The following is a 24,022-nucleotide window of genomic DNA, read 5'->3' as shown; positions in this document are numbered from 1 at the left end:
GGTGTCTCGGGACATCACAATGGTCGGGCTGACAGGATTTGAACCTGCGACCACTTGACCCCCAGTCAAGTGCGCTACCAAACTGCGCCACAGCCCGGTGCCGCCCGAATCGGCGGCAGCAGGTCGACAGCCTACCGCAGACAGCCCGGAACACAGCGAAGCGGCCTCCGACCAACCCGGCGATACCTGCCGGGCAGGAAACCGCAAACGCCAATCCCCGTCGCCATCTAGAATCCTGCTCACGAACGCAGGCGGGCGGCTGTGCTCGCCACAAACTTTCGGGGGACGACCGCAATGATGGCGAACGGTCCGGCGCGTGGCTGGGAGTGAACCGCCGGCGAATCAGGGCAATGCCCCGCTCCCGCCGCCTGGCGGCTACCACGCCGGCCCACCCCTTGCTCCCTATGCGCCGGGACAGCCGATCGCATGGAGCGGCTTCCAGCCGGGCGCGGCCGGCACACCGCCTCCGTGGCCTCCAAGCCCGCGGCCAGCCCCGCCCCCTGGCGCCAAACGCTGGTTGATGCTCACGACGGTCATTCTCACGGTCACCTCGGCCGTGTTGGGCGTCATCCTCATCAGCCGTGTGATGACCTCGGGTGCATCGGCGGCGGCATCACACCGCGAGCCGCCCGGGCTCTCGGTGCCCACGACACCGGCGCTGGTCCACCCGGAAGATCTGAAGAACCTTCTGTTGAGTCCCGCCGAGGCCGGCGACATCCTGCACGTGCAGGGAATGACGCTCTACCAGAGCAACAACGGCCTGTTCATGGATACCGCCGACCCGCCCGACTGTGCCGGCATCTGGGCCCCGGGCATGGCTCAGGTCTATCGCGACACCCGCTTCATCGACGCGCAGTCGGCCGAACTTCACGGACCGGGTGACGTGTACGTGAAGCTGACCCTGCAGTCGCTGGTGGCCTTTCCGACCGCGAAAGACGCCGGCGCCGTCTTCGAGGACCTCACGAGGAAGTGGGATCACTGCGCCCGAACCGAGGTTTTGGTGAACCGCCACGAGGGTGGCACCATCGCCGTCGCCGACCCCAGAGTCGTCGACAACACGCTGATGGTCTCCTGGGAGAAGACCGGAGGAACGGGGTGGGGCTGCCAGCGTGCCTTGATGCCGCGCAGCAACGTGGTGATCGACATGAGGGTGTGCGACTACGGCGGCAGCGATCAAGCTCCCGAACTCGTCAACAAAGTCGCCTCCCGGATCCCCACCTCGTGAACAGCCCAGGAGGTAAGGCGTGAGCGTTCCGGGCGAACGGGGCAGCGGCCCCGGAGGCAGGCAAGAAGGCACTTCCGGCGCCCCGGCCTATGCCGGTCCCCCACCGTCGCCACCGGGAAGCCCGGGATATGCGCCACCATTCGGTTACCAGGGCGCGCCCGGACACCTGCCTCCGCCCGGCCCCGGCGCCGTCTGGCCGAACCAGGCGGCGACCCCGCGCCGTTTCGGTGAGCCGGTCGCCCGGTGGTGGTGGCTGACGAGCGCCGCCGCGATGCTGACGGTCGGGCTATTGGTCGCGGTCATCGTGTACCAGCCGGCCCACCCGGGCGGCGGCACCGTGGCCGCCTCCGCACTCCCGGATGTGCTGCTGACTGCGGAGGAAGCCGCCCACGCTGTCGGCGCCGAAACGTTGTCGGGCGAACCGGTTCAAGACAAGCTGGCCGACACACCCATCGTTGACGAGGACTGCGTGGGTGTGTTGAAAGCGGCCGAGCAGAAGGCGTACGGGAAGACCGGTTGGACTGCGGTTCGGACGCAGGAGCTTGGCGACGCTCCCGCCAAGGGATGGCGGTTAATTCAAGCGGTCGTGTCCTTCCCGGACGCGGACTCTGCGAACAACTTCGTCGGCAACGCCGCGACGGACTGGCAGAGGTGCGCCGATCGCGAGCTCAACACCCGAAACGTCAACGAGGATGATCCCCGCAACGTGTTTTGGAAGACGGGATCGGTGTCGCGGGCCGGCGGCATCCTCGCGATGGACGGGGTTCAAGAGGCTCAGGGCTGGAACTGCCAGCGCGCCCTCAGCGCTCGGAACAACGTCGTCATCGACCTTGATCTCTGCGGACGAAGCGTGTCGGGGTCGGCGGTTCCACAGTTCGTGAACGCAGTCGACAAGAAAATCGACGCCCGGGCCTCATAGGCGTCGTAGCGGCATTGACCGCACCGGCGGTCGCGGGTGTGCCAACACCGAGCAGCGAGCGGCGGCGCCCACGCTTAGGGATCTCGTGCCCGAGGTGAAGTGATATCGCCGGCGCTATCAAGTTTGTGAATCGCCGATTGGTTCCGAGGAGGCCCAAGCCAGGAGGCTCAGCGCCGCTTGGCCCCACGCTTTTCGCGCACCCGCACGTTGATGCGGATCGGCGAACCCTCGAAACCGAAGGCCTCCCGCAGCCGCCGCTCCAGAAAGCGCCGGTAGCCGGCCTCCAGGAACCCGGTGGTGAACAGCACGAACGTCGGCGGCCGGGCGGTGGCCTGGGTGGCGAACAGGATGCGCGGCTGCTTGCCCCCGCGCACCGGCGGCGGCGTCGCGGCCACCACCTCTTTCAGCCACGCGTTGAGCGGGCCCGTCGGGATGCGTGTGTCCCACGACGCCAACGCAGTCTCCATCGCGGGCACCAGCTTCTGCACAGCGCGACCGGTTCGGGCGGAGATGTTGACCCGTTGCGCCCAGCGCAACTGCACCAGCTCGCGGTCGATCTCGCGCTCCAGCAGCTCGCGCCGGTCCTCGTCCACCAGATCCCACTTGTTGAAGGCCAGCACCAGCGCCCGCCCAGCCTCGATGACCATCGACAGCACGCGCTGGTCCTGTTCGGTCAGCGGCTCGGAGGCGTCGATCAGCACCACCACCACCTCGGCCGCGTCGATCGCCGAGTGCGTGCGCACCGAGGCATAGAACTCGTGCCCGCTGGCCTGACCGACCTTGCGGCGCAGACCCGCGGTATCGACGAACCGCCATACCTTCCCGCCGAGTTCGATGAGCGAGTCCACCGGGTCCACGGTGGTGCCGGCGACGTCGTGCACCACCGAGCGCTCGTCCCCGGCCAGCTTGTTCAGCAGCGAGCTCTTGCCCACATTCGGCTTGCCCACCAGCGCCACCCGCCGGGGGCCGCCCGGCGCGGGCGCGGCTTCGGACACCTCCGGCAGCGCCGCCAGCACCTCGTCGAGCAGGTCGGCGACGCCGCGGCCGTGGATCGCGCTGATGGCGTGCGGCTCGCCGAGCCCCAGCGACCACAACGCCGCCGCGTCCGCCTCACCCTTCTCGCTGTCAACCTTGTTGGCGGCCAAGAAGACCGGCTTGCCCGAGCGCAACAGGATCCGGGCGGCGGCCTCGTCGGCCGCGGTGGCGCCGACCGTGGCGTCGACCACCAGGATCACCGCGTCGGCGGTGCGCATGGCCACCGACGCCTGCTCGGCCACCAGCTGCTGCAGGCCCTTGGCGTCGGGCTCCCATCCCCCGGTGTCCTGCACGACGAACCGGCGGCCGGTCCACAGCGCGTCGTAGGACACGCGGTCGCGGGTCACGCCGGGAATGTCCTGCACCACCGCCTCGCGGCGGCCCAGGATCCGGTTCACCAACGTCGACTTGCCGACGTTGGGCCGACCGACGATCGCCACGACGGGCGCGGGGCCGGCCTCGGCCTGCTCGTCGAGCTCGGATTCGACCGATTCCCAATCGCTTTCGTCGATCCAGGTGCCGTCGGATGTCACCGCACCGCCCCGCTTCGCTGCTCGACCAGTTCCAGCAGGTGATCGATCACCTGCGGCTCGGTCATCTCGCTGGTGTCGACAACCACCGCGTCGTCGGCGGCGCGCAGCGGCGACACCGCCCGGGTGGAGTCCAGATGATCGCGGCGCCGGACGTCGGCCAGCACCGCGTCGTAGTCGTCGGTCAGGCCGGCCGCGACGTTCTGATCGTTGCGGCGCCGCGCGCGGGTTTCGGCCGACGCGGTCAGGAAGATCTTCACGGGGGCGTCGGGCAAGACGACGGTGCCGATGTCCCGACCCTCGACGACGACGCTGCCGGGCCCCTCGGCCATCTCGCGCTGCAGCCCGACCAGGCGGGCGCGCACGGCGGGGACCGACGACACCGCCGAGACCGCACGGGTCACTTCGTCGCCGCGGATCTCGGCCGAAACATCCTCCCCCGCAAGGAAGTAACGGTCGCCATCGGTGTGATAGTCCACCGACAGCTGCGCCGTCGACCCGATGCGGCCGACGGCCTCGTCGTCTGTCGGGCTGATGCCCGCGCGCAGCACCGCCAGGGTCACCATCCGGTACATCGCCCCGGTGTCCAGGTAGCGAGCGCCCAGCGCGCGCGCCAATCCCCTTGACACCGAGGACTTCCCGGTCCCAGCGGGCCCGTCGATGGCGACGACGACGTTCACAGGCCCACCGCCCGGTAGAGCTGCCCGACCTCGCCCTGGCTCAGCGCGCGGATGCTGCCCGGCCGCTGCTTGCCGAGCGACACGGGCCCGATGTCCGTGCGCACCAGCGACTCCACGGGGAAGCCGGCGGCGCCAAGCAGCCGGCGCACGATGCGGTTGCGCCCTTCGTGCAACACCACCCGCACCAGCGTCTTGCCCGGAATGGCGTCCACCACGGCGAATTCGTCGACGCGCGCCGGGCCGTCGTCCAATTCGATTCCCGCCTTCAGTGTCTTTCCCACGCCGCGCGGCACCGTCCCGGTCACCGTTGCCAGGTATGTCTTGGGCACCTCGTGGGAGGGATGCATCAACCGGTGCGCCAGTTCGCCATCGTTGGTCAGCAGGATGAGCCCCTCGGTGTCGGCGTCCAGCCGCCCGACATGGAACAGGTTCTTGTTGCCGCGCACCTTGCGTTCCACCAGGTCGCCGATGCACGGGCGGCCCCGGTCGTCCGACATGGTGGAGTGCATGCCCCGCGGCTTGTTCAGCGCCAGGTACACCAGCGACTCGTCGAGCACCACCCGGGCGCCGTCGACCCGGATCTCCGACGCATCGGGGTCCACGCGGGTGCCCAACTCGGTCACCACCTGCCCGTCGACCTCGACGCGGCCGTCGATGATCATCTTCTCGGCGGCGCGCCGCGACGCAATTCCGGCCTGCGACAACACCTTTTGCAGGCGGATCCCCTCGGTCTCGACCATCAATCGTGGTCCACGTCGAACGTCAGCGCCTGGTCGGGCGTCTGACCGCCGGCGAGTTTGATGAAACGCGGCTCGCTGTCCAGGGATTCGCTGAGGTCCTCGATCGTGTCGACGTCGGGAAGCAGCGGGGCGATGTCGGGCAGGTCGGCCAGCGACGTCAGCCCCAACCGCTCCAGGAACAGGTCGGTGGTCGCGAAGGTCACGGCGCCGGTGTCGTCGTCCACCCCGGCCTCGGTGATCAGGCCGCGGGCCAACAGCGTCCGCATCACGGCGTCCACGTTGACGCCGCGGACCGCGCTCACCCGCGCCCGGGTCACCGGCTGGCGGTAGGCCACCACGGCCAGGGTCTCCAGCGCGGCGCGGGTCAGCTTGGATCGCGCGCCGTCCAGCAGCAGCTTCTCCACGTACGGCGCGAACCGCGCCCGGGTGTACATCCGCCAGCCCTCGCTGGTCTGGCGCAGGTCGATCCCGCTGTCGCGCTCGGTGAGTTCGTCGGCCATCTGCTGCAGCCGGGAGGCGACCCGGTAGACGGGTTGCCCGGTGGCCGCGCCCAGCGCCTCGGCGGTGACGGGGCTGTCGACCACCAGCAGCAGGGCCTCCAGCACGGAGCCGAGTTCCGCGGCGTCCATGGGCGCCGCCTCGGCGATGTCCGGAATGCCCACGTCGAGATCGACGTCGGCCTCAGATTCGCTCATCATTCGTCCCGCACTTCTAGCAAGGCTTCGCTGGCCGGACGTTCCCCGGTCCATGAAATCTGGAGCACACCAAGCGGCTCCGACTGGTCGAATGCTACCGCCCTGCTCCGGTACAGCTCGAGCAACGCCAGGAAGCGCCCGACCACCTCCATCGGCGCCTCGCAGTCGGCGACCAGCTCGGAGAACGTGGCCCACCGGCCGCTGCCGCGCGCCTCGAGGATCGCCAGCAGCTTCTTGGCCTGCTCGGGCACCGAGACGGCCACCTCGTGCAGGTGCCCGAGGGCCACCGTCGGCACGGGGCGCGGGCTGAACGCGATCGCGGCGATCTGGGCGAACCGGTCGGCGTCGACGCCCAGCATCACCTCCGGCAGCAGTTCGGTGAACCGGTCCTCCAGCGACACTGAGCGCGGGTAGCTGCGCAGCGCGGTGGCCTCCAGCTCGGCGAACATCTCCGCGACGTGCTTGAACGCGCGGTACTGCAGCAGCCGGGCGAACAGCAGGTCGCGCACCTCCAGCAGCGCCAGGTCCTCTTCGTCGTCGATCTGTCCGGCCGGCAGCAGCCGGGCGGCCTTGAGGTCGAGCAGGGTCGCGGCGACCACCAGGAACGCGGTGGTCTCCTCGAGGTCCAGCTGGGAGCCGATCTCACGGGTGTAGGCGATGAAGTCGTCGGTGACCTGATGCAGCGCGACTTCGGTGACGTCGAGGCGGTGGGCGAAGATCAGCTGCAGCAGCAGATCGAACGGACCCTCGAAATTGGTCAGGCGGACTTGAAAACCGTTCTTGGGTGGCGCCTCACCGTTTGCGCTGGCCGTCACGCGCCGAATCGGTCGATGAACTCGCGGGCCAGGGCACGGTAGGCGATGGCGCCCGTCGAGCGCGGGGCCCAGGTCGTGATGGGTTCGCCGGCCACGCTGGTCTCCGGGAACCGGACCGTTCGGGTGATCACGGTGTCGAACACCAGGTCGCCGAACCGTTCCACCACCCGGGCCATCACCTCACGGGAGTTGACCGTGCGCGGGTCGTACCGGGTGAGCAGGATGCCGCTGATCTCCAGCTTCGGATTGAGCCGGTCGCGCACCTTGTCGACGGTGTCGGTGAGCAGCGCCAGGCCACGCAGCGAGAAGAACTCGCATTCGGTGGGGATGACCACGCCGTCCGCGCAGGCCAGCCCGTTCACGGTGAGCAACCCGAGCGACGGCTGGCAGTCGATCAGGACGTAGTCGTAGCGATCCAGCACGGGATGCAGCGCCCGGCCCAGAGTCTGTTCGCGGCCCACCTCGTTGACCAGCTGGATTTCGGCGGCGGACAGGTCGATGTTGCTGGGCACCAGGTCCATGTACTTGACCCGGGTCTGCAGCAGCACGTCGTCGATCGACACCCGCGGCTCGACCAGCACGTTGTGGATGGTCTTCTCCAGCTCGTAGTGCGGGACGCCGAGCCCGGCGGACAGCGCACCCTGCGGATCCATGTCCACCAGCAGCACCCGCCGGCCGTATTCGGCGAGCGCGGCGCCCAGGTTGATGGTCGACGTGGTCTTCCCGACACCACCCTTCTGGTTGCACATCGCGACGACCTTGGCCGGGCCGTGCGAGGTGCGCGGCTGCGGTTCCGGGATCGCCCGCGGCGGCCGCCCGGTCAGACCGAGCTCGACGCCGCTATCCGGCTGCTCGGTCATCATGGCGGGGGTGTTCGGGAGGTGAACATCGACCGAAAGTCTAACGGGTTCGCGGGCGTAAGCCGGGCGACCCGCAGGCAATTCACCAGCCAATTTCGCCGGATTTGCGCTGGTAGCGCGCTTGGCGACGATGATCGTTAACAGCAGTCACACCAGCATCACCGGGGAGGTGGTGGGCGGGTTTCAAACTTGATATCGCGGGCGATATCGCGGCGGCGGTGTGGCAGCGAGATTGCCGCGAGGGTTGCGATTCCGGCGCCGCGACGACCGTGGTGGCAATCTCGGCGCCGCCACCCGACGGCCGTCCGAACTACTGTGTCGTCATGGACCTCAAGCGACGGATTCCCCTGCTGCGATGGTCGGTCTGGCGGATGGCGACGGGCGCGCGCAACATCACCACGACGGGCCAGATCGGCGACGGGCGCGAGGCCGCCGCGGTGGACTACGTCCTGCGCAACGCCAGGGCCGGCGACATCGACGACGTGTTGGCCATCATCGACAAGTTCGCCTACCAGAAGTCGATGCTGATCAACGTCGGCGACGAGAAGGGCCAGATCCTCGACGCGGCGGTGCGGCGCGCCAATCCGGCGGTGGCGCTGGAGCTGGGCACCTACGTGGGATACGGCGCGTTGCGCATCGCGCGGGCGGCCCCGAACGCGAAGGTGTATTCGGTCGAACTCGCCGAGGCCAACGCCGCCAACGCGCGACGGATCTGGGCGCACGCTGGCGTAGCCGACCGCGTGACCTGCGTGGTCGGCACGGTCGGTGACGGCGGGCGCACGCTCGACGCGCTGGCCGACGAGCACGGATTCGCCTCCAATGCCCTCGACTTCGCGTTCCTCGACCACGACAAGGACGCGTACCTGGACGACCTGCACAGCATCATGGCGCGCGGCTGGCTGCGCCCGGGCGCGATCGTGGTCGCCGACAACGTGCGGGTGCCCGGCGCCCCGAAGTACCGCGAGTACATGCGCCGCGAGCAGGGCAAGCAATGGAACACCGTCGAGTACAAGACGCACCTCGAGTACCAGTCGCTGGTGTCCGACCTGGTGCTGGAGTCCGAGTACCTGGGCTGACGGCCGCCGCGCCCTACTGGGCCCGCGGGTGGGCGCCGGCCCACACCTCGCGCAGCGCGTGCACGGTGACCATCGTGTAGATCTGCGTCGTCGTCACCGAGGCGTGTCCCAGCAACTCCTGCACCACCCGCACGTCGGCACCGCCCTCGAGCAGGTGCGTCGCGAACGAGTGCCGCAGCATGTGCGGCGACACCCCCGACGTGATCCCGGCGCGCTCGGCGGCGTCCTGCAGCACCTGCCACGCGCTTTGCCGCGACAACCGCCCGCCGCGCACGTTGAGAAAGATGGCCGGCGTCCCGCGTCCGCGGCGGGCCAGCTCCGGGCGGCCGCGCACCAGATAGGCGTCCAGCGCCTGCACGGCCGGCCGCCCGATGGGCACCAGCCGCTGCTTGCCGCCCTTGCCGCGCAACAGCACCGACCTGGCCCGGGTGTCGATGTCGTCCACGTCGAGTCCGACGGCCTCCGAGATGCGCGCCCCGGTCGAGTACAGCAGCTCCAGCAGCGCCCGGTTGCGCAGCGTGAGCGGGCCGTCGGACGCGCTGTCGCCGCCCGCGCCCTCCAGCAGCGCCAGCACCTGGTCGATGGTCAGGCTCTTGGGGAGCCGGCGGCCCGGCGTCGGCGGGCGCACCGCCCGCGCCACGTCCAGCTCGGCGAGCCCTTCGGCGGCGGCGAACCGGTGCAGGCCGCGCACCGCGATCAAGGCCCGCGCCGCCGACACCGCCGAGAGCGCCGCGGTCCCCGAGTCCGGGTCGCCGCGGCGCAACGCGACCAGGAACTCGCTGACGTCGTCCTCGCCGACCTTGGCCAGGTCGTGAATTCCACGGTCCGACAGGTGCTTGCTGTAGCGGCGCAGGTCGCGGCGATACGAGCTGAGCGTGTTGGCGGCGACACCCCGCTCGATGGTGAGGTGGTCGAGGTAGCCCTGCAGCTGGGTGTCGAGCGTCAACGCCGTTGTCATCGGGCGGCCTTTCGCGCGACGAACGCCGTCGGTTTGTCGGGCCACGGGCTGTCCACCGGCCGTGGCTCGGCGACGCCTTCGGTCACCGCATGGGCGGCCAGAATCCCGGCAATGGCAATGGAATTCACGATCTCGCCACTGAATACCCCGCACACCGCGTCGGCGAGAGAGAACCAGCCCATCGTCATGTCCGCTTCCTCGTGATGCGCCTCGGGCCGGGGCGCCTCCGTCAGCTCGGTCGCCAGGTACACCCGTACCGACTCGTCGCTGAAGCCCGGCGCGGAATTCAGGTCGACCAGCACCTGCCAGGTTCCGGCCTGCAGGCCGACCTCCTCTTGGAGCTCACGGACCGCGGTCTCCTGCGGCGGCTCCCCCACCACATCGAGCAGCCCGGCCGGAAGCTCCCACAACCGCCGGCCGAAGGCGTGGCGGTATTGGTAGACCATCGCGATTTCGTTGTCCTCGTTCAACGCCACGATGGCAACGGCCCCGTAGTGCTCGACTACTTCGCGAATCGCGGTGGCACCGCCGGGCATCCGCACCCGATCACTGCGCAGCGCGAAAATCTTTCCGGTGTACAGCGTTTCGGATGACGCCGTCTCGAAGACGTGCTCAGCCACGGGTCGCGGGTTCGGGTAGCGACTGGCTGACGCCGTCCCGCTGCGGGTTGCCGTTGGAGGTGTGCTCGGGGATCTCCACCGGCAGCAGCTCGCCCGACTGGTAGTCGATGGCCGCCCCGACGAACGCGACGAACAGCGGGTGCGGCCGGGTGGGCCGGCTCTTCAGTTCGGGGTGGGCCTGGGTGCCGACGATGAACGGGTGTACCTCCGGCGGATATTCGACGAACTCCACCAGATGCCCGTCGGGCGAGGTGCCAGAGAACCGCAGGCCGCTCTCGGCGATCTTGTCGCGATAGCTGTTGTTGACCTCGTAGCGGTGCCGGTGGCGCTCGGACACCTGGGTGGTGCCGTAGGCCTGGGCGACGATCGAATCCGTTTGCAACACGGCGGGATACGCGCCCAGCCGCATGGTGCCACCCAGGTCTGCCTGACCGGACACGGCCTCGACCTGGTCGGCCATCGTGGAGATGACGGGATCCGGTGTGTCGGGGTCGAATTCGGCGGAGTTGGCCTGCGTGAGCCCGGCCGAACGCGCCGCCTCGATCACGATGCATTGCAGTCCGAGGCATAGACCCAGCACCGGCAGCCCGCGCGCCCGCGCGTACCGGATGGCGCCGATCTTGCCCTCGATCCCGCGGATGCCGAAGCCGCCCGGGATCAGCACCCCGTGCACGTCGCCCAGCGCCGCCGCCGCGCCCGCCCCGGTCTCGCAGTCGTCGGACGCCACCCACTGCATCTCCACTTTGGCGTGGTGTTTGAAGCCGCCGGCGCGCAACGCCTCGGTGACCGAAAGGTAGGCGTCGGAAAGCTCGACATACTTGCCCACCAAGGCGATTCGCACGGTCTCGTGCGGCTCGTGCACCCTGCGCAGCAGGTCGTCCCACTCGGTCCAGTCGACGTCGCGGAACGGCAGGTTGAGCCGGCGCACCACGAACGCGTCGAGTTCCTCGCGGTGCAGCCGCTTCGGGATGTCGTAGATCGACGGCGCGTCCGGCGTGGAGATGACGCCGTCGATGTCCACGTCACACATCAGTGCGATCTTGTTCTTCAGCGCCTCGGGGACGTCCCGGTCGCAGCGCAGGATCAGCGCGTCCGGCGTGATACCGATGCTGCGCAGCGCAGCCACCGAGTGCTGGGTGGGCTTGGTCTTGAGTTCACCCGAGGGCGCCAGGTACGGCACCAGCGAGACGTGCAGGAAGAAGACGTTCTCGCGCCCCAGGTCGTGGCGGACCTGGCGCGCGGCCTCCAGGAACGGCTGCGACTCGATATCGCCGACCGTGCCGCCGATTTCGGTGATCACCACGTCGGGACGGTTGCCCTGGGCGTCCGGCTGCGCCATCGCCATGATCCGGCGCTTGATCTCATCGGTGATGTGCGGGATCACCTGCACGGTGTCGCCGAGGTATTCTCCGCGCCGCTCCTTGGCGATGACGGTCGAATACACTTGTCCCGTCGTGACATTCGCCGAGCCGGACAGGTCGCGATCCAGGAACCGTTCGTAGTGACCGACATCGAGGTCGGTCTCGGCACCGTCCTCGGTGACGAACACCTCGCCGTGCTGGAACGGGTTCATCGTGCCCGGGTCCACATTGAGGTACGGATCGAGCTTTTGCATCGTCACGTACAACCCGCGGGCCGTCAGCAGCTGACCGAGGCTGCTCGCGGTAAGACCCTTGCCCAGCGAGGATGCGACGCCCCCGCTGACGAAGAGGTGCTTGGTGGCGGATTGCGGGTGCTTTCGCACAGGCGACCTCCGTGAAGACGGGCAGGGCGTCGAATTTTGCTAGCGAATAACTAGTAGGGCCTGCCGACCCACGGAAACCCACCCTAACACCCACGACCGGAGTGTCGCGTCGAACACGCCCGCTACTGGGGCACCGTGATCGACGTCGCGCCGTGACCGGTGCCGTACTGCCCGGCATGACCGCCGTTGATCAGGTCGTGCAGGCCGAGCACCGCGGTGATGCGGCCCGGCGCGGTGTCGACGTTGTCGACGGTGCTGACCGCGGAGTTCATCTGAGCGTCGGCGCGCGTCACGGCGACGGCCGCGCCGCCGGTCGCCGACCCGTCCCGCCCGGCGAGCAGGGTGCCCGACCCGTGCGGCGCCAACGCGGCGGCGAACCGGGCGACGCTCACACCCCGATTACCGGCGTCCTGCGGCAGAGCGCCGCCGGTGACGAGCAGCGCGGCGTTCGCCGCGCCCATGTGCTCGCTCGGCTGATACGTGATGAACCCCGTGTCGCGCAGCGCCGCCAGCACGGTGTCGCGCTGGGCCTCCTCGACGGGGGGGACCGCGGGGTTGGCGTTGATGAGCAGGGCGATGCCCATCAGGTCACCGGCCTGCGAGCCCTGGTCGACGAGCTTGGTGCTCAGCTGCTGGCCGGCCGGCAGGATCGACGAGTTCACCACGGTCTGCAGCTTCTCCGCGGAATTGGCCTCGACGAATTCACTCGTCAACGACACGGTTCCGGTCACCGCGCCGCCGGCCTGGCCGATGAACTTCGACACCGCGGCCACGTCGTCGTCCTTGGCGTCCGGGGTGCGAAACAGCACCACCGACTTGCCGCCGAGCGTGTCATGCACGATCCGGCCAACCAGTTGTGTGTCGAAGTTATTTGCGGCACTGAGCTTTTCGTTCAGCACGTTCTTCTGGTCGTTGAGCCCGTTGATCTGGGTGTGCAGGTCCCGCTTCTCGTCACGCAGGCTGGACAGCAGGGTGTCGGACAGGAAGCCGGAACCGAGCACGACTCCCACGGCCAGCGCCAGGAAGACGGCGGCCAGCGATAACGCGTGTTGGCGAAGCGAGATCATCTTCGACCCTAGGACACCAGGTGGGCGACCCAGAGGGAAAAGTGGTTCCAGTACTCGGTGATCCAGTGCAGCACCACGCCATCGGTGCGTGACACCCACAGCGCGACGATGACGGCGATCAGCATCGTCAGCGCCAGCAGGGCGATGGCCCCCGCCGAGATGTGGTTGCGGTACAGGGTGGCCACGGCCTTGGCGTCCACCACCTTCTCCCCCACCCGAAGCCTGGTCAAGAACGTCGAGGGGTTGCTGTGCGCGCGGGTCCGGTCGAAGAACGTCTCGATGTTGGCGGTGTGGCCCGCGGTCACCAGCAACGCGGCGCCGTGATGATCGGCCAGCAGCAGGGCCAGGTCGATCGCCGAGCCCGCGGCCGGGAACGTCATGGCCCCGACGCCGAGGTCCTGGATGCGTTCCAAACCGGGTGCGTGGCCGTCGGCGTCGGCGGGCAGCACGACCTGGGCGCCGCACTTGAGGGCGTCGGCACTGATCTGGTCGGGATCGCCGACGATGATCTGGGGCCGATACCCGGCCTTGCGCAACACATCCGCGCCGGTGTCGACGCCGATCAGCACCGGTTGGTACTCCTTGATGAACGGCTTGAGCGACTTCAGGTCCTCTTCGGCGCTCGGCTCGTCGGCGACAATGACCACGTGCCGGCGGCGCAGGTCGACGTCGATGTCGGGGATGCCGATGCCGTCGATCAACAACGGGCTCTCGCTCTTGATGAACTCAATCGTGTTGCCCGCGAAGGCCTCCAGGTGGGCGGACAGCCCGCTCTTGGCTTCCCGCATCAAGTCGGCGATGTCGTGGTCGGTGCGCTCGGTGCCGCGGACCAGCCTGCGGTCGCCGGAGTACACCCCGCCTTCGTAGAGCCGGATCTTGGCGCCGTCCTTGACCTTCTTGAAGATGTCGGGCCCGGTCTCGTCGATCAGGGTGACCCCGTTGTTGACCAGCACCTCCGGCCCCATGTTGGGATAGCGGCCCGACACCGAGGGCGAAGCGTTGACGACAGCGGCGATGTCGGCCTCCACCAGGGCGTCCGCCGTGATGCGGTCCAGATCCAGGACGTCGAGCACCACGATGTCGCCGGGGCACACCCTGCGCAGCAGACGGTCGATGTTCCGGTCCACCCGCGCGGTGCCGACGAGGCCCGGCCGGGCGGTGTTACGGGTAAGCAGCCCTGACATCTTCATGGGGGCGATTCTGTCGGGGATGCCCGGATGAGGCGTGGAGGCGCGCCGTAACATCAGCCTCAGAAGTTATCTAGAGTCCCATTAGTCACAAGCTGATGCCGAGATGGTCTCGAATGTCGACTTGTTGTGCGAAATGAGCCGTTCTGCCCACGACAAGTCGACGCTCGGCCCGGGCGCTTCGAATCAGATCTCGTCGCGCTGGGCCGCGTCGAGCAGTTCGCGGGCATGGGCGCGACCGCTGTCGGACTCGCCCAGGCCGGCCATCATGCGCGCCAATTCGGCGACCCGCTCGTCGTCGATGACCCGGCGCACCACGCTGGTCCCCTTCGGGCCGGCGCCGTGCACCACCAGATGCACATCGGCGTACGCCGCGACCTGCGGCAGGTGCGTGACCACGATGACCTGATGCGTGCGCGCCAACCGCGCCAGCCGCCGCCCGATCTGCACCGCGGCCCGGCCACCGACGCCGGCGTCGACCTCGTCGAACACCATGGTGGTGCCCGCTGCCGAGGCCGCCAGCACCACCTCCAGCGCCAGCATCACCCGGGACAGCTCGCCGCCGGAGGCGCTCTTGGCCAGCGGCAGCTGGTCCATCCCGCGGTGCGCGGCGAAACCGAATTCGACCTGGTCGACGCCGTCCGCGCCGGCCCGGGCCAACTCGCCGGTCGGCAGCGCGAGCGCCGCCGGATCCTCTTTGTCGGTGACCACGTCGTCGCGCACGTCGATGCTGAACTGCGCGTCGGCCATCGCCAGCCCGGACAGCTCGGCGGTGACCTCCTTGGCCAGTCGCTTGGCCGCCTTGCGCCGGATACCGCTGAGATCGACTGCGGCCTGGGCCAATTCACGCGCGAGCTCGTCGACCCGGGCGGCCAGCGCCGTCAGCCCCTCCTCGGAGACGTCGAGTTGGGCCAGCCGTTGCCTTGATTCCTGGGCCCACTGGAGCACCCCGTCGACGTCCGCGGCGTACTTGCGGGTCAGCGTGCGCAGTTCCGCTTGCCGGGTCAGCTTGGCCTCCAGCGCGCTGGCGTCGACCGGCAGCTCGTCCAGAAAGCCGCTCAGTTCGCCGGCCGCGTCGGCGACCACCGTCAGCGCCTCGCCGACCTGCCCGGCCAGCGCCCGCAGCTTTGCGTCGTCGGTGGACTCCAGGGCGGCCTTCGCGCGCCCCAGGCCGTCGGCGGCGCTGTGCCCGGACGCCTCCGCGTCGTCGGGCGCCCCGGAGAGCGCGGCGTGCGCGGTGATCGCCGCCTCCCGCAGGGTGTCCAGTTCGGAGAGCCGCACGATGTCGGCGACCAGCGCGTCGTCCTCGCCCGGTTGCGGGTCGACGGCGTCAATCTCGTTGAGCGCGAAGGTGAGCCGGTCGGACTCCAGCGCGAGTTCGCGCATGCGGTTGCGGCGGTCGGCGAGGTCGTTCCGCGCGGTGAGCCAGGCGTCGCGCAATTTGCGGTAGCGCTCGAGCGCGGGGGCGGCCTTCGCGAACCGGTCCAGGGCGCCGCGCTGCTCCTCGGGCCGCATCAGGCGCAGCTGGTCGTTCTGCCCGTGCAGGGTGAGCAGCTCGGTGGTGAAGTCGCCCAGCGACTTGGCGGGCACGCTGCGGCCGCCGAGATAGGCCCGCGACGGCCCGTCGCGGCTGACCGAGCGCAGCGCGATCACGCTGCCGTCCTCGTCGCGCTCCGCGCCCGACGCGTCCAGCATCTCGTCCAGCTGCGCCACCACGGCATCCTCGAGATCCATTGTGGTGAAGCGGCCTTCGACCACCGCGCGGTCGGCGCCCGACCGCACCCGGGTGGCGTCGGCGCGGGCACCGCCGAGCAGGTGCAGCCCGGTCACCACCATGGTCTTGCCGGTGCCCGTTTCGCCGGTCAGCACCGTCAGGCCACGGTCGAACTCGCCGACCGCCGCGCTGATCGCGCCCAGCGACTCGATGCGTATTTCGGTGAGCACCCGCTGTTTACTTCCCGCGCCAACCCGTCACCGGCAACCGGAATTTGCGCACCAGCCGGTCGGTGAACGGGGCGCTGTCCAGCCGTGCCCATTTCACCGGCGTGTCGCAGCGTCTCACCTCGATGCGGCTGCCCGCCGGGATCAGCATCTCCCGGCGGCCGTCGCAGAACACCAGGGCGTCGTGCCCGTCCGCCTCGATCTCGATGGCGATGGTGGCGTTGGGACTGGTGACCATCGGCCGGCCGAACAGCGCGTGAGCGTTGTTGGGTACCACCAGGATTGCCTCCAGGTCCGGCCATAGCACCGGGCCGCCCGCGGAGAAGGCGTAGGCGGTGGACCCGGTGGGCGTCGACACCAGCACCCCGTCGCACCCGAACGCCGACACCGGCCGCCCGTCGATCTCGACGACCACTCCCAGCACGCCCAGTCGCGGGCCCTTCTCCAGGCTGACCTCGTTGAGCGCCCAGCCGTGTTCGATCTCGCGACCGCCCGAGCGCACGAGCACGTCCAGCGTCAGGCGGTCCTCCACCCGGTAGTCCTTGGCGACGACGTGGTCCAGCACCCTGTCGATGTGCTCGGCCTCGGCCTCGGCCAGAAAGCCGATGCGGCCGAGGTTGACGCCCAGCACCGGGATCCCGGCGTTGCGGGCCAGTTCGGCCGCGCGCAGGAACGTGCCGTCGCCGCCGAGCACCAGCACCAGCTCGCAGCCGTCGGCGGCGTGCGGATCCGCGTCGACCACCTGGATCTCGACGCCCATCGCGCGGATGTCGTCGGGGGCCACCTGCAGCGAGCCGCGGTCGACCGCCTCGGCGGACAAGACGCGAAGAGCAATGTCGTTGTCGCTCAGCACTTTCTGCACCCGCGCTGCGGTCTCGGTGGCTTCCTCGCGGCCGGTGTGGACAACCATCAGCACCGTGCGCTGCTCGGTCATTGCGGCCCCTCGTCTACCGCGCGCCGCACCGCTGCCACCAACTCGTCATCCGCCAATCCCCGATCGGCCTGGGCGCGCAGCCACAGGAAGTATTCGACGTTGCCCGACGGGCCGGGCAGCGGGCTCGCGGTGACGCCGACGGTGTGCCAGCCCAGCTCGCCGGCACGCCGCGCCACGCCCACGACGGCGTCGGCGCGCAGGTTGGCGTCGTGCACCACTCCGCCGGCGCCGACCTGGCCCCGGCCAACCTCGAACTGCGGCTTCACCATGGGAACGATATCCGCAGTGGCCGAAGCACATCCAGCCAGCGCGGGCAACACGGTGGCGAGCGAAATGAACGACAGGTCGGCCACGACCACGTCGACCGGCCCGCCGATCGCCTCCGGGGACAGGTCACGGGCGTTCGTCCGCTCGACGACGACGACCCGCGGGTCGCACCGCAGCGACCACGCCAGCTGGCCGTAGCCGACGTCCACGGCGACCACTTCCGCGGCACCCCGGTCCAGCAGGACCTCGGTGAACCCGCCCGTCGACGCCCCGGCGTCCAGGCAGCGGCGGCCGGTCACGTCGATCCCGAAGGCGTCCAGCGCGCCGATCAGCTTGTGCGCGCCGCGGGATACCCAGCCCCGTTCGCCGTCGTCGGTGACGGTCAGGGCCGCGGTGAGGGCGACGGCGGTGCCCGGCTTACGGGCCGGCAGCCCGTCGATGCAGACCCGGCCGGCGCCGATCAACTCCGCGGCCTGTTGCCGCGATCGCGCAAGGCCACGCCGAACCAGTTCGGCGTCGACGCGGGCGCGGCGAGACATGCGCGCACTCAGCCCTTCTCCGCCGACTCCAGCGCGGCCAGCAGCACGTCGTGCGCCTCGGACAGGCGGCGCGCTATGTCTTCGAGCTCGGTGAGCGACGGATCGTTGCCGGGGTTTTCCGGCCCCCCGGGCTCGGGCAGCCGGGCGAGCAGGGCGTCGATCTCCGCGCGAATCTGTTCAGGGTCGATAGTCATTGCGCTCCTACGCTAGTCCAGAGACCAGCGCTGCAGCGCCTCGCGGGCGCGCGCGTCGCCCGCCTCGACGCCGATCGGCCGCCCGTCCGACGGGGCTGCCCATACCGCGGCGGCGACCGCGCGCACGACCGCCAGGTCGTCGCCGTCGTCGGCCCCGTCGCCGCTGACGGTCACCGCCCGTTCGCCGACGTCGACGCGCCAGCCCGGCTGGGGCCCGACCGCCAGCCGCGCGCCGTCCTGATGCAACGCCCGCAGGTCGTGGCCGATGTAGGTGGGCCGGTGGGCGGGTTTGGCGTATACGGCGTCGCGCGCGGAGCTGACCCCGGTGAGGACCATCAGGCTGGGCAGCTTGGCCGCGTTGGCGCCCTCGATGTCGGTGTCCAACCGGTCGCCGACCACCAACGGCGCGCGGAAGTCGCCCCTGGCCGCCGCGTCGGTGAGCAATCCGGGCGCGGGCTTGCCCGCGACTTGGGGTTCGGCACCGGTGGCCGCCCGCAGCGCGGCGACCATGGATCCGTTGCCGGGTAGCAGGCCACGTTCGGTGGGCAGCGTGGGGTCGACATTGGCGGCGACCCACAGCGCTCCGGACCGGATGGCCAGCGCGGCCTCGGCCAGGTCCGGCCAGCCGATGGTCATCGACAGTCCCTGCACGACCGCGACGGGCTCGTCGTCGAACCGGCGCACCGGGCGCAGGCCGACGGCCGCGACCTCGTCGGCCAGGGCGTCGGTGCCCACGATGAGCACCGGCGCACCGGCCGGCAGCTGCTCGGCCAGCAGCCGGGCCGCGCTCTGGGCGCTGGTGGCGACGTCGTCGGCGGTGGCGGTGAAGCCGAGGTCGGTCAGGTGCGCGGCGACCTCGGCGGCGCTGCGCGAGGCGTTGTTGGTGACGAAGAACGCGCGGCTTGGCACCTCGGCCAGCGCCTGCACCGCGCCTTCGGTGGGCCGGCGGCCGCGGAACAACGTCCCATCCAGGTCCAGCAGCAGGCAATCGTATTGGCGCGCAACGCTTGTCATCTCAGCCCAGCTCGCTGACCCGGTCTTCGGCGTCGGTGACGCCTTCGACATCGGCGGCCGCCGAGCGCAGGAACCATTGCAGCGCTTCGTCGTTGCGGCCCAGCGCCAGCAGCGTGTCGGCGTAGGCGTAGAACAGCCGCGCCGCCGTCGAGCCCGTGCGGGTGGGGTCCAGTTGCGGCGTGGACAGCACGGTCAGCGCCTGCTCCAGCTGGCCGAGGTCCGCGCGGGCGCCCGCGGCGACGATGCGCAACTCGTCGGCGTCGTCGCCTTCCAGCCGGGCCGCCTCCGGCCCGCGGGCGAGTTCGATCGCCCGTTCCGGGCGGCCAAGTCCGCGTTCGCAATCCGCGATCAGCGCGAGCAGGTTGGACTTGCTGCCCATCCTGCGGGCGGCGCGCAATTCGGCCAGCGCCTGCGCCCAGTCGCCGCAGTGATAAGCGGCGATCCCGACGGCCTCGCGAATCGCGGCGATCCTGCTGGAGCGGGCGCGGGCGGCGCGGGCGTGGCTCAGCGCCGCCTCAGGGTCTTCGTCGAGGAGCTCGCCGGCGGCAACCAGGTGGCGTGCCACCGCGTCGGCCGTGGCGCGGTCCAGGGTGCTCAGTTCACCGCGGATCTCGGGCGCCAGCTGCCGGGCGTCCACGCCGGGCGGTATCGGCGGCCCGGGCTCGGGCGTGCGAGGGCCGTCCGGCTTCTGCGGCTGGGCCGGGCGCGCGCGGCCCGGGCCCGACCACGCGCCGGATGGGCGCGGGCGCCCTTCGCCCCGCTGCCGCTGCCTGTCGTCGACCACGCAGCCGAGGATACGGGGGCGCCGACCGCTAGTACGCCGTGAGCCGGTTCTGCAGCAACGGCGCTATCACCGCCGGGCAGTAGTTGGCGACGGCAACGATGGTGAACAGGCCGGCCGACTCGTAGCCCAGGCCGCTGCGGCTGGCCATCTGATCGGCGACCGAGTCGAAGGACTGACCCGGCATGACCAGCATCGGGCACACCGACTGACCCAGCGCGAGGGCGCTCTCCGGGTGCGGGTAGGTGATACCGGCGTTGGACAGGGCCATCAGAAACGCGTTCCCCCGCATGTCGGCACGGACGGGCGCGGCCAAGGGCGCGGCGATCCCGGCCACGCAGGCACCCACCCCCAGGACACGCAGCAGGACCCGTTCCACACGCCTGAGGGACATCACCGTGACCACCCTGGCCAATGCGGGTCACAGCCGCAACACGGTGCGGTAAAGATTTGCGCACCAACGCGTTTTGCGGGTGCGTTCCTAAACCTTTTCGATCCCCGCGATGGTTGACCACGCTGTCGGATTGACACGGCCGCCGTGGCGGCGGGCGAGGGACGCGGCGGTCCGCGGGTCGGCGGGCAGAAACGCTTCCAGACGCAGCTCCGACACGCTGACGTCGAGGGCCGTGACGAAGGTCGCGATCGTCGCGACCAGCCGCACGTCACCGTCGGGGCAGCGCAGGTGCAGCGGCACCGCGAAGCCCAGCGATTCGACCGGCCGCCCGCCCGGCGCCGGCAGGCCGTAACCCTCGAGTTCCTCCGTCAGCGCATCGATGCGCGGGTGCGGGCCGCGTTCGCGCAAGCCGTGCAGAATGTGGCGCCGCCAGTCGTCGAGATTCACGATGCGCGGCGCCATACCCTCCGGGTGCAACGCGACACGCAGCACGTTGACCGGTGGCTCCAGCAGCGACCCGGCCACCCCGTCGGTCAGCACCCCCAAAGCAGCGTTGGCGGCAACCAGCTCGCCGAAGCCGTCCATCACCAACGCCGGATACGGCAGGTGGCCGTCGAGAACATGTTGCAGCGCCTCACGCACGGGCCGCAGGAGCGGCGCGTCCGGGCGTGACTCCGGGTACGCCGGAGCGAAGCCCGCCGCCGACAGCAGCGCGTTGCGTTGCCGCAGCGTCAGCTTTAGTGAGTCGGCCAGTCGGCTGACGATGTCGCGCCCGGGCGCCGATCGGCCCTGCTCCAGAAAGCTCAGGTGCCGCTGGGTGGTGCCGGCGTCGTTCGCCAGGTCGACCTGGCTGAGCCGGCGCCGATTGCGCCATTCGCGGAGCACCGTGCCGAAGTCCGCCGGCGTCGCAGTGGACATGCACACAGTCAACCCGCGAACGATTCTGGGCGCTATTCCTTGCAGGGAATTGCCGCCCATCCCTACGGGCGACACGATCGCGGTATGAATCAGCCACTCCAGTTCGGTGTCATGCCACCCCTGGCCGCCGAGCCCTGGGCAGGTGCCGACCTGCGCCGACTCCTCGACTTCGCCCGCGCAATCGAGGATCTGGGGTTCGACTCGGTGTGGGCAAACGACTCGTTGGTGCGGCCCCGCATCGAAGCGCTGACGTTTCTGTCGGCCACGGCCGCGGTCACCGATCGCATAACCCTGGGCACCGCGGCCTTGCAGCCAGCGCTCCGGCGGCCCGTGCAGACCGCGCAGGTGCTCGCCTCTATCGACCGGTTGTCGGGCGGACGGTTGACCGTGGCGGTCGGCGCTGGCTTTCCGGGGTTGTCAGAGGTCGAATACGCCGCCTCGGAGGTGCCGTGGAGTCGACGGTTCGCACGCCTCGATGACACGGTCGCGCTGTGGCGTCAGCTCTGGAACACCAAGGAGCCCAGCTCGTTTCACGGTGCCGTGCTGCACCTCGAAGAAATCCCGGCCGGCATCACGCCGTTCGATGGGTCCGGCCCGCCCGTGTGGCTGGCCGGCGACACATCGGGCGCCCGGGCCCGTGCCGGCAGGATGTACGACGGGTGGCTCCCCTATCCGCCGGTGTCCGAGAGCTATCGGTCAGGTCTGGGCGAGGTGCGCGCCGCCGCCGAAGACACCGGCCGCGGGGCCGACGCCGTCACGCCCGCGCTGTTTGTCACCGTCCTGGTGACGGAGGATGCCGATGGTGGTCGGGCCGCGCTGGACCACTTCGCCACCAGCACATATGGATTCGGCATCGACATCGTCGAGCAGATCCAGACCTTCGCCGCGGGTACACCCGACGCCGTCATCGCTCGGCTGGCGAGCTTCATCGACGCCGGGGCTCGGCACATCGTCTGCCGCCCGGGTGTCCCCGGTCCTGACGGGTTCGTCGAGCAGCTGCAGCAGCTGCGGTTCGTGAAGGAGGCGCTCCGATGACCGCGACACCGGCACGCCTGGACCACCATTCACGCCCGGGTGAAAGCTGACTGGATGAACACTTCGGATCGAACTGTCGACATACCGCAGCTCCCGTTCGCTGACACCCTTCAGATCGGCATTGGCAAGGTGACCGCCGAGGAAGTCACCGCCACGATGGCCTGGGCCGAGCATTTGTGTACCGCGGGTGGCATTCTGCACGGCGGGGCGCTCATGGCCTTCGCCGACACAGTGGGCGCCCTGTGCGCGGTCGCCAATCTGCCGCGAGGCGCGGGCACCTCCACCATCGAATCCAAGACCAACTTCTTCCGCGCGGTACGCGGCGGCATCGTGCACGCGACATGCAACCCGCTGCACGTCGGCCGCAGCACCATCGTCGTCCAGACCGATTTGAGCGACGATCGCGGCAAACGAGTCGCTCAAGTCACCCAGACCCAGGCCGTGTTGGGCAATCAAGAGGCTTGACCGCGGAAGTCACCGTGACCACCCTGGCCAACCCATCACGTCGAGGGCACGACACGGTCGCCGTTGCGGCGTCAGGCCTTTTCGATCCCTGCGACGGTGCGCTTTCCGCGGCGCAACACCAGCCACCGGCCGTACAGGAAATCCGAGGGCTGCGGAGCCCATTCCTCGCTGTCGATGCGGACGTTGTTGACCGATACGCCGCCCTCGCCCAGGGTGCGGCGCGCGGCTTTGCGGCTCTCGGACAGGCCGCTGGCCACCAACAGGTCGACGATCCCGTCCGGGCCGCCGGGTTTGAGCTCGGCGACCGACGCCTCGCGCAGCGCCGCCGCCAGCGTCGCCTCGTCCAGCCGGTCCAGTTCACCCTGCCCGAACAGCGCCCGGCTGGCGTGCTCGACCGCCTCGGTGGCCGCCTCGCCGTGGACCAGGACGGTCAGTTCGCGGGCCAGCCGTCGCTGCGCGGCCCGCTGCTGCGGGCGCTCGGCCGTCGCCTGTTCCAGCTCGGCCAACTCTTCGGCCGACAGGAAGGTGAACCACCGCAGGTAGCGGATCACGTCGGCGTCGGCGGTGTTGAAGAAGTACTGGTACCAGGCGTACGGGGTGGTCATCGCCGGGTCGAGCCACAGGCTGCCGCCGCCGGTCGACTTGCCGAACTTGGTGCCGTCGGACGCCGTCACCAGCGGCACGGTGAGCGCGTGCACCGTCGCGCCCAGCTTCTGGCGCACCAGCCGGACCCCGGCGATGATGTTGCCCCACTGGTCGGAGCCGCCGATCTGCAGCGCGCAGTCGTAGCGGCGATGCAGTTCGACGTAGTCGTTGGCCTGCAGCAGCATGTAGCTGAACTCCGTGTAGGAGATGCCATCGCCCTCCAGCCGCCGCCGGATCGTGTCGCGGTCCAGCATGACGTTGACCGAGAAGTGCTTGCCCAGGTCGCGCAGGAACTCGATGGCCGACAACGGGGCCGTCCAGTCCAGGTTGTTGACGACGACGGCCCCCGTCGGCGACGTGTCGAAGTCGACGAAACGCTCCAGCTGGCCCCGGATGCGCTCGGTCCATTCGGCGACGGTGTCCGCCTCGTTGAGGGTGCGCTCCCCGACGTCGCGCGGGTCACCGATCATGCCGGTGGCCCCGCCGGCCAGCACGATCGGGCGGTGGCCGGCGCGCTGAAACCGGCGCAGCGCCAGCAACGGCACCAGGTGCCCCGCATGCAGGCTGGCCGCCGTGGGGTCGAAGCCGGCGTACACCGTCATCGGCCCGCGCTGCGCCTCGGCCGCCAGCGCGTCGAGGTCGGTGGACTGCGCGATCAGCCCGCGCCAGCCCAGCTCGTCAAGGATCCCGGAAGACATCGCCGCCGACTTTAGTCGGTCCCGCGGCCACGATTCGCCCACGCGC

At 69.9% G+C, this 24,022-nt stretch carries 25 protein-coding genes and 1 tRNA gene; 5 read left to right on the top strand and 21 right to left on the bottom strand.

Features of this window, described 5'->3' with window-relative positions; all coding sequences use genetic code 11:
* Positions 1 to 20: 20 nt before the first annotated feature.
* Positions 21 to 97 (bottom strand) — tRNA-Pro (locus tag A5713_RS04420).
* Between the two features lie 423 nt (positions 98 to 520).
* On the opposite strand from A5713_RS04420, the gene A5713_RS04415 reads away from it, so the two are divergent.
* The gene (locus A5713_RS04415) at positions 521 to 1,225 is read left to right on the top strand and encodes a sensor domain-containing protein (protein ID WP_068092923.1); all 705 of its coding nucleotides are present in this window, start codon (positions 521 to 523) and stop codon (positions 1,223 to 1,225) included.
* A 19-nt stretch (positions 1,226 to 1,244) separates the two neighbouring features.
* A complete protein-coding gene (locus A5713_RS04410; RefSeq protein ID WP_156751740.1) occupies positions 1,245 to 2,144 on the top strand; it encodes a sensor domain-containing protein in 900 nt (299 codons plus the stop codon).
* A gap of 167 nt (positions 2,145 to 2,311) precedes the next feature.
* Here the strand turns inward: A5713_RS04410 and der are convergent, their stop codons facing one another.
* Genes der through A5713_RS04380 form a run of 6 tightly spaced genes read right to left on the bottom strand, consistent with a single transcriptional unit; the run spans position 2,312 to position 7,499 of the window.
* Positions 2,312 to 3,712 (bottom strand): ribosome biogenesis GTPase Der, encoded by a 1,401-nt coding sequence (der, locus tag A5713_RS04405; protein WP_068092912.1) that lies wholly within the window; start codon positions 3,710 to 3,712, stop codon positions 2,312 to 2,314.
* Entirely contained in the window at positions 3,709 to 4,389 is a 681-nt protein-coding gene (cmk, locus tag A5713_RS04400; protein ID WP_068092910.1) for a (d)CMP kinase, read from the bottom strand. The genes der and cmk overlap by 4 nt, the downstream gene beginning before the upstream one ends.
* Positions 4,386 to 5,129, bottom strand: a complete 744-nt coding sequence (locus A5713_RS04395; RefSeq protein WP_068092906.1) for a pseudouridine synthase — start codon at positions 5,127 to 5,129, stop codon at positions 4,386 to 4,388. Before A5713_RS04395 ends, cmk begins: the two co-directional genes overlap by 4 nt.
* On the bottom strand, positions 5,129 to 5,824 hold the full coding sequence (gene scpB / locus A5713_RS04390; RefSeq protein ID WP_068092904.1) for an SMC-Scp complex subunit ScpB: 696 nt from the start codon (positions 5,822 to 5,824) through the stop codon (positions 5,129 to 5,131). The genes A5713_RS04395 and scpB overlap by 1 nt, the downstream gene beginning before the upstream one ends.
* The gene (locus A5713_RS04385) at positions 5,824 to 6,639 is read right to left on the bottom strand and encodes a segregation/condensation protein A (protein WP_068092901.1); all 816 of its coding nucleotides are present in this window, start codon (positions 6,637 to 6,639) and stop codon (positions 5,824 to 5,826) included. Before A5713_RS04385 ends, scpB begins: the two co-directional genes overlap by 1 nt.
* A complete protein-coding gene (locus A5713_RS04380; RefSeq protein ID WP_067924742.1) occupies positions 6,636 to 7,499 on the bottom strand; it encodes a ParA family protein in 864 nt (287 codons plus the stop codon). The genes A5713_RS04385 and A5713_RS04380 overlap by 4 nt, the downstream gene beginning before the upstream one ends.
* 323 nt (positions 7,500 to 7,822) lie before the next feature.
* Between A5713_RS04380 and A5713_RS04375 the strand changes: the two genes are divergently transcribed.
* A complete protein-coding gene (locus A5713_RS04375) occupies positions 7,823 to 8,575 on the top strand; it encodes an O-methyltransferase (RefSeq protein WP_068092941.1) in 753 nt (250 codons plus the stop codon).
* A gap of 13 nt (positions 8,576 to 8,588) precedes the next feature.
* On the opposite strand, the gene xerD is transcribed toward A5713_RS04375, so the two are convergent.
* From xerD to A5713_RS04310, 13 genes are all read right to left on the bottom strand, one after another.
* Positions 8,589 to 9,533: a site-specific tyrosine recombinase XerD gene (gene xerD, locus A5713_RS04370; protein ID WP_067924727.1), complete on the bottom strand. Its 945-nt coding sequence runs from the start codon at positions 9,531 to 9,533 to the stop codon at positions 8,589 to 8,591.
* Positions 9,530 to 10,153, bottom strand: a complete 624-nt coding sequence (locus A5713_RS04365) for an NUDIX hydrolase (protein ID WP_068092899.1) — start codon at positions 10,151 to 10,153, stop codon at positions 9,530 to 9,532. The genes xerD and A5713_RS04365 overlap by 4 nt, the downstream gene beginning before the upstream one ends.
* Entirely contained in the window at positions 10,146 to 11,897 is a 1,752-nt protein-coding gene (locus A5713_RS04360) for a CTP synthase (protein WP_068092897.1), read from the bottom strand. The genes A5713_RS04365 and A5713_RS04360 overlap by 8 nt, the downstream gene beginning before the upstream one ends.
* A 122-nt stretch (positions 11,898 to 12,019) precedes the next feature.
* Positions 12,020 to 12,964 carry a copper transporter gene (locus A5713_RS04355; protein WP_068092896.1) on the bottom strand — a complete coding sequence of 315 codons (945 nt, stop codon included), beginning with the start codon at positions 12,962 to 12,964 and terminating at the stop codon, positions 12,020 to 12,022.
* Between the two features lie 8 nt (positions 12,965 to 12,972).
* Positions 12,973 to 14,154, bottom strand: coding sequence for a putative cytokinetic ring protein SteA (gene steA, locus A5713_RS04350; protein WP_067924739.1), 1,182 nt, complete (start codon positions 14,152 to 14,154; stop codon positions 12,973 to 12,975).
* Between the two features lie 183 nt (positions 14,155 to 14,337).
* Positions 14,338 to 16,095 carry a DNA repair protein RecN gene (gene recN / locus A5713_RS04345; RefSeq protein WP_068092892.1) on the bottom strand — a complete coding sequence of 586 codons (1,758 nt, stop codon included), beginning with the start codon at positions 16,093 to 16,095 and terminating at the stop codon, positions 14,338 to 14,340.
* 7 nt (positions 16,096 to 16,102) lie between these two features.
* Positions 16,103 to 17,026 (bottom strand): NAD kinase, encoded by a 924-nt coding sequence (locus A5713_RS04340; RefSeq protein ID WP_068092889.1) that lies wholly within the window; start codon positions 17,024 to 17,026, stop codon positions 16,103 to 16,105.
* Positions 17,023 to 17,832, bottom strand: coding sequence for a TlyA family RNA methyltransferase (locus tag A5713_RS04335; protein WP_067925681.1), 810 nt, complete (start codon positions 17,830 to 17,832; stop codon positions 17,023 to 17,025). Before A5713_RS04335 ends, A5713_RS04340 begins: the two co-directional genes overlap by 4 nt.
* Positions 17,833 to 17,840: 8 nt before the next feature.
* A complete protein-coding gene (locus tag A5713_RS04330) occupies positions 17,841 to 18,026 on the bottom strand; it encodes a hypothetical protein (protein WP_068092887.1) in 186 nt (61 codons plus the stop codon).
* Between the two features lie 12 nt (positions 18,027 to 18,038).
* On the bottom strand, positions 18,039 to 19,040 hold the full coding sequence (locus A5713_RS04325) for an HAD-IIA family hydrolase (protein ID WP_068092883.1): 1,002 nt from the start codon (positions 19,038 to 19,040) through the stop codon (positions 18,039 to 18,041).
* Between the two features lies 1 nt (position 19,041).
* A complete protein-coding gene (locus A5713_RS04320) occupies positions 19,042 to 19,824 on the bottom strand; it encodes a tetratricopeptide repeat protein (RefSeq protein ID WP_082972779.1) in 783 nt (260 codons plus the stop codon).
* A 28-nt stretch (positions 19,825 to 19,852) separates the two neighbouring features.
* Positions 19,853 to 20,227, bottom strand: a complete 375-nt coding sequence (locus A5713_RS04315) for a DUF732 domain-containing protein (protein ID WP_304442219.1) — start codon at positions 20,225 to 20,227, stop codon at positions 19,853 to 19,855.
* Positions 20,228 to 20,302: 75 nt separating this feature from the next.
* Positions 20,303 to 21,133, bottom strand: coding sequence for a helix-turn-helix domain-containing protein (locus tag A5713_RS04310; protein WP_068092881.1), 831 nt, complete (start codon positions 21,131 to 21,133; stop codon positions 20,303 to 20,305).
* Positions 21,134 to 21,217: 84 nt separating this feature from the next.
* On the opposite strand from A5713_RS04310, the gene A5713_RS04305 reads away from it, so the two are divergent.
* Together A5713_RS04305 and A5713_RS04300 are read left to right on the top strand one after the other, a co-directional pair.
* Positions 21,218 to 22,168, top strand: coding sequence for an LLM class flavin-dependent oxidoreductase (locus A5713_RS04305; protein WP_082972778.1), 951 nt, complete (start codon positions 21,218 to 21,220; stop codon positions 22,166 to 22,168).
* 54 nt (positions 22,169 to 22,222) lie between these two features.
* Positions 22,223 to 22,633, top strand: coding sequence for a PaaI family thioesterase (locus tag A5713_RS04300; protein WP_068092875.1), 411 nt, complete (start codon positions 22,223 to 22,225; stop codon positions 22,631 to 22,633).
* A 71-nt stretch (positions 22,634 to 22,704) separates the two neighbouring features.
* Here A5713_RS04300 and tyrS read toward each other — a convergent pair whose 3' ends face one another.
* Positions 22,705 to 23,976: a tyrosine--tRNA ligase gene (gene tyrS / locus A5713_RS04295; RefSeq protein WP_068092874.1), complete on the bottom strand. Its 1,272-nt coding sequence runs from the start codon at positions 23,974 to 23,976 to the stop codon at positions 22,705 to 22,707.
* Between the last annotated feature and the right edge of the window lie 46 nt (positions 23,977 to 24,022).

Source organism: Mycobacterium sp. E2497, from assembly GCF_001668695.1.
Classification (GTDB): Bacteria; Actinomycetota; Actinomycetes; order Mycobacteriales; family Mycobacteriaceae; genus Mycobacterium.
This window is presented reverse-complemented; position numbering and strand designations above follow the sequence as displayed.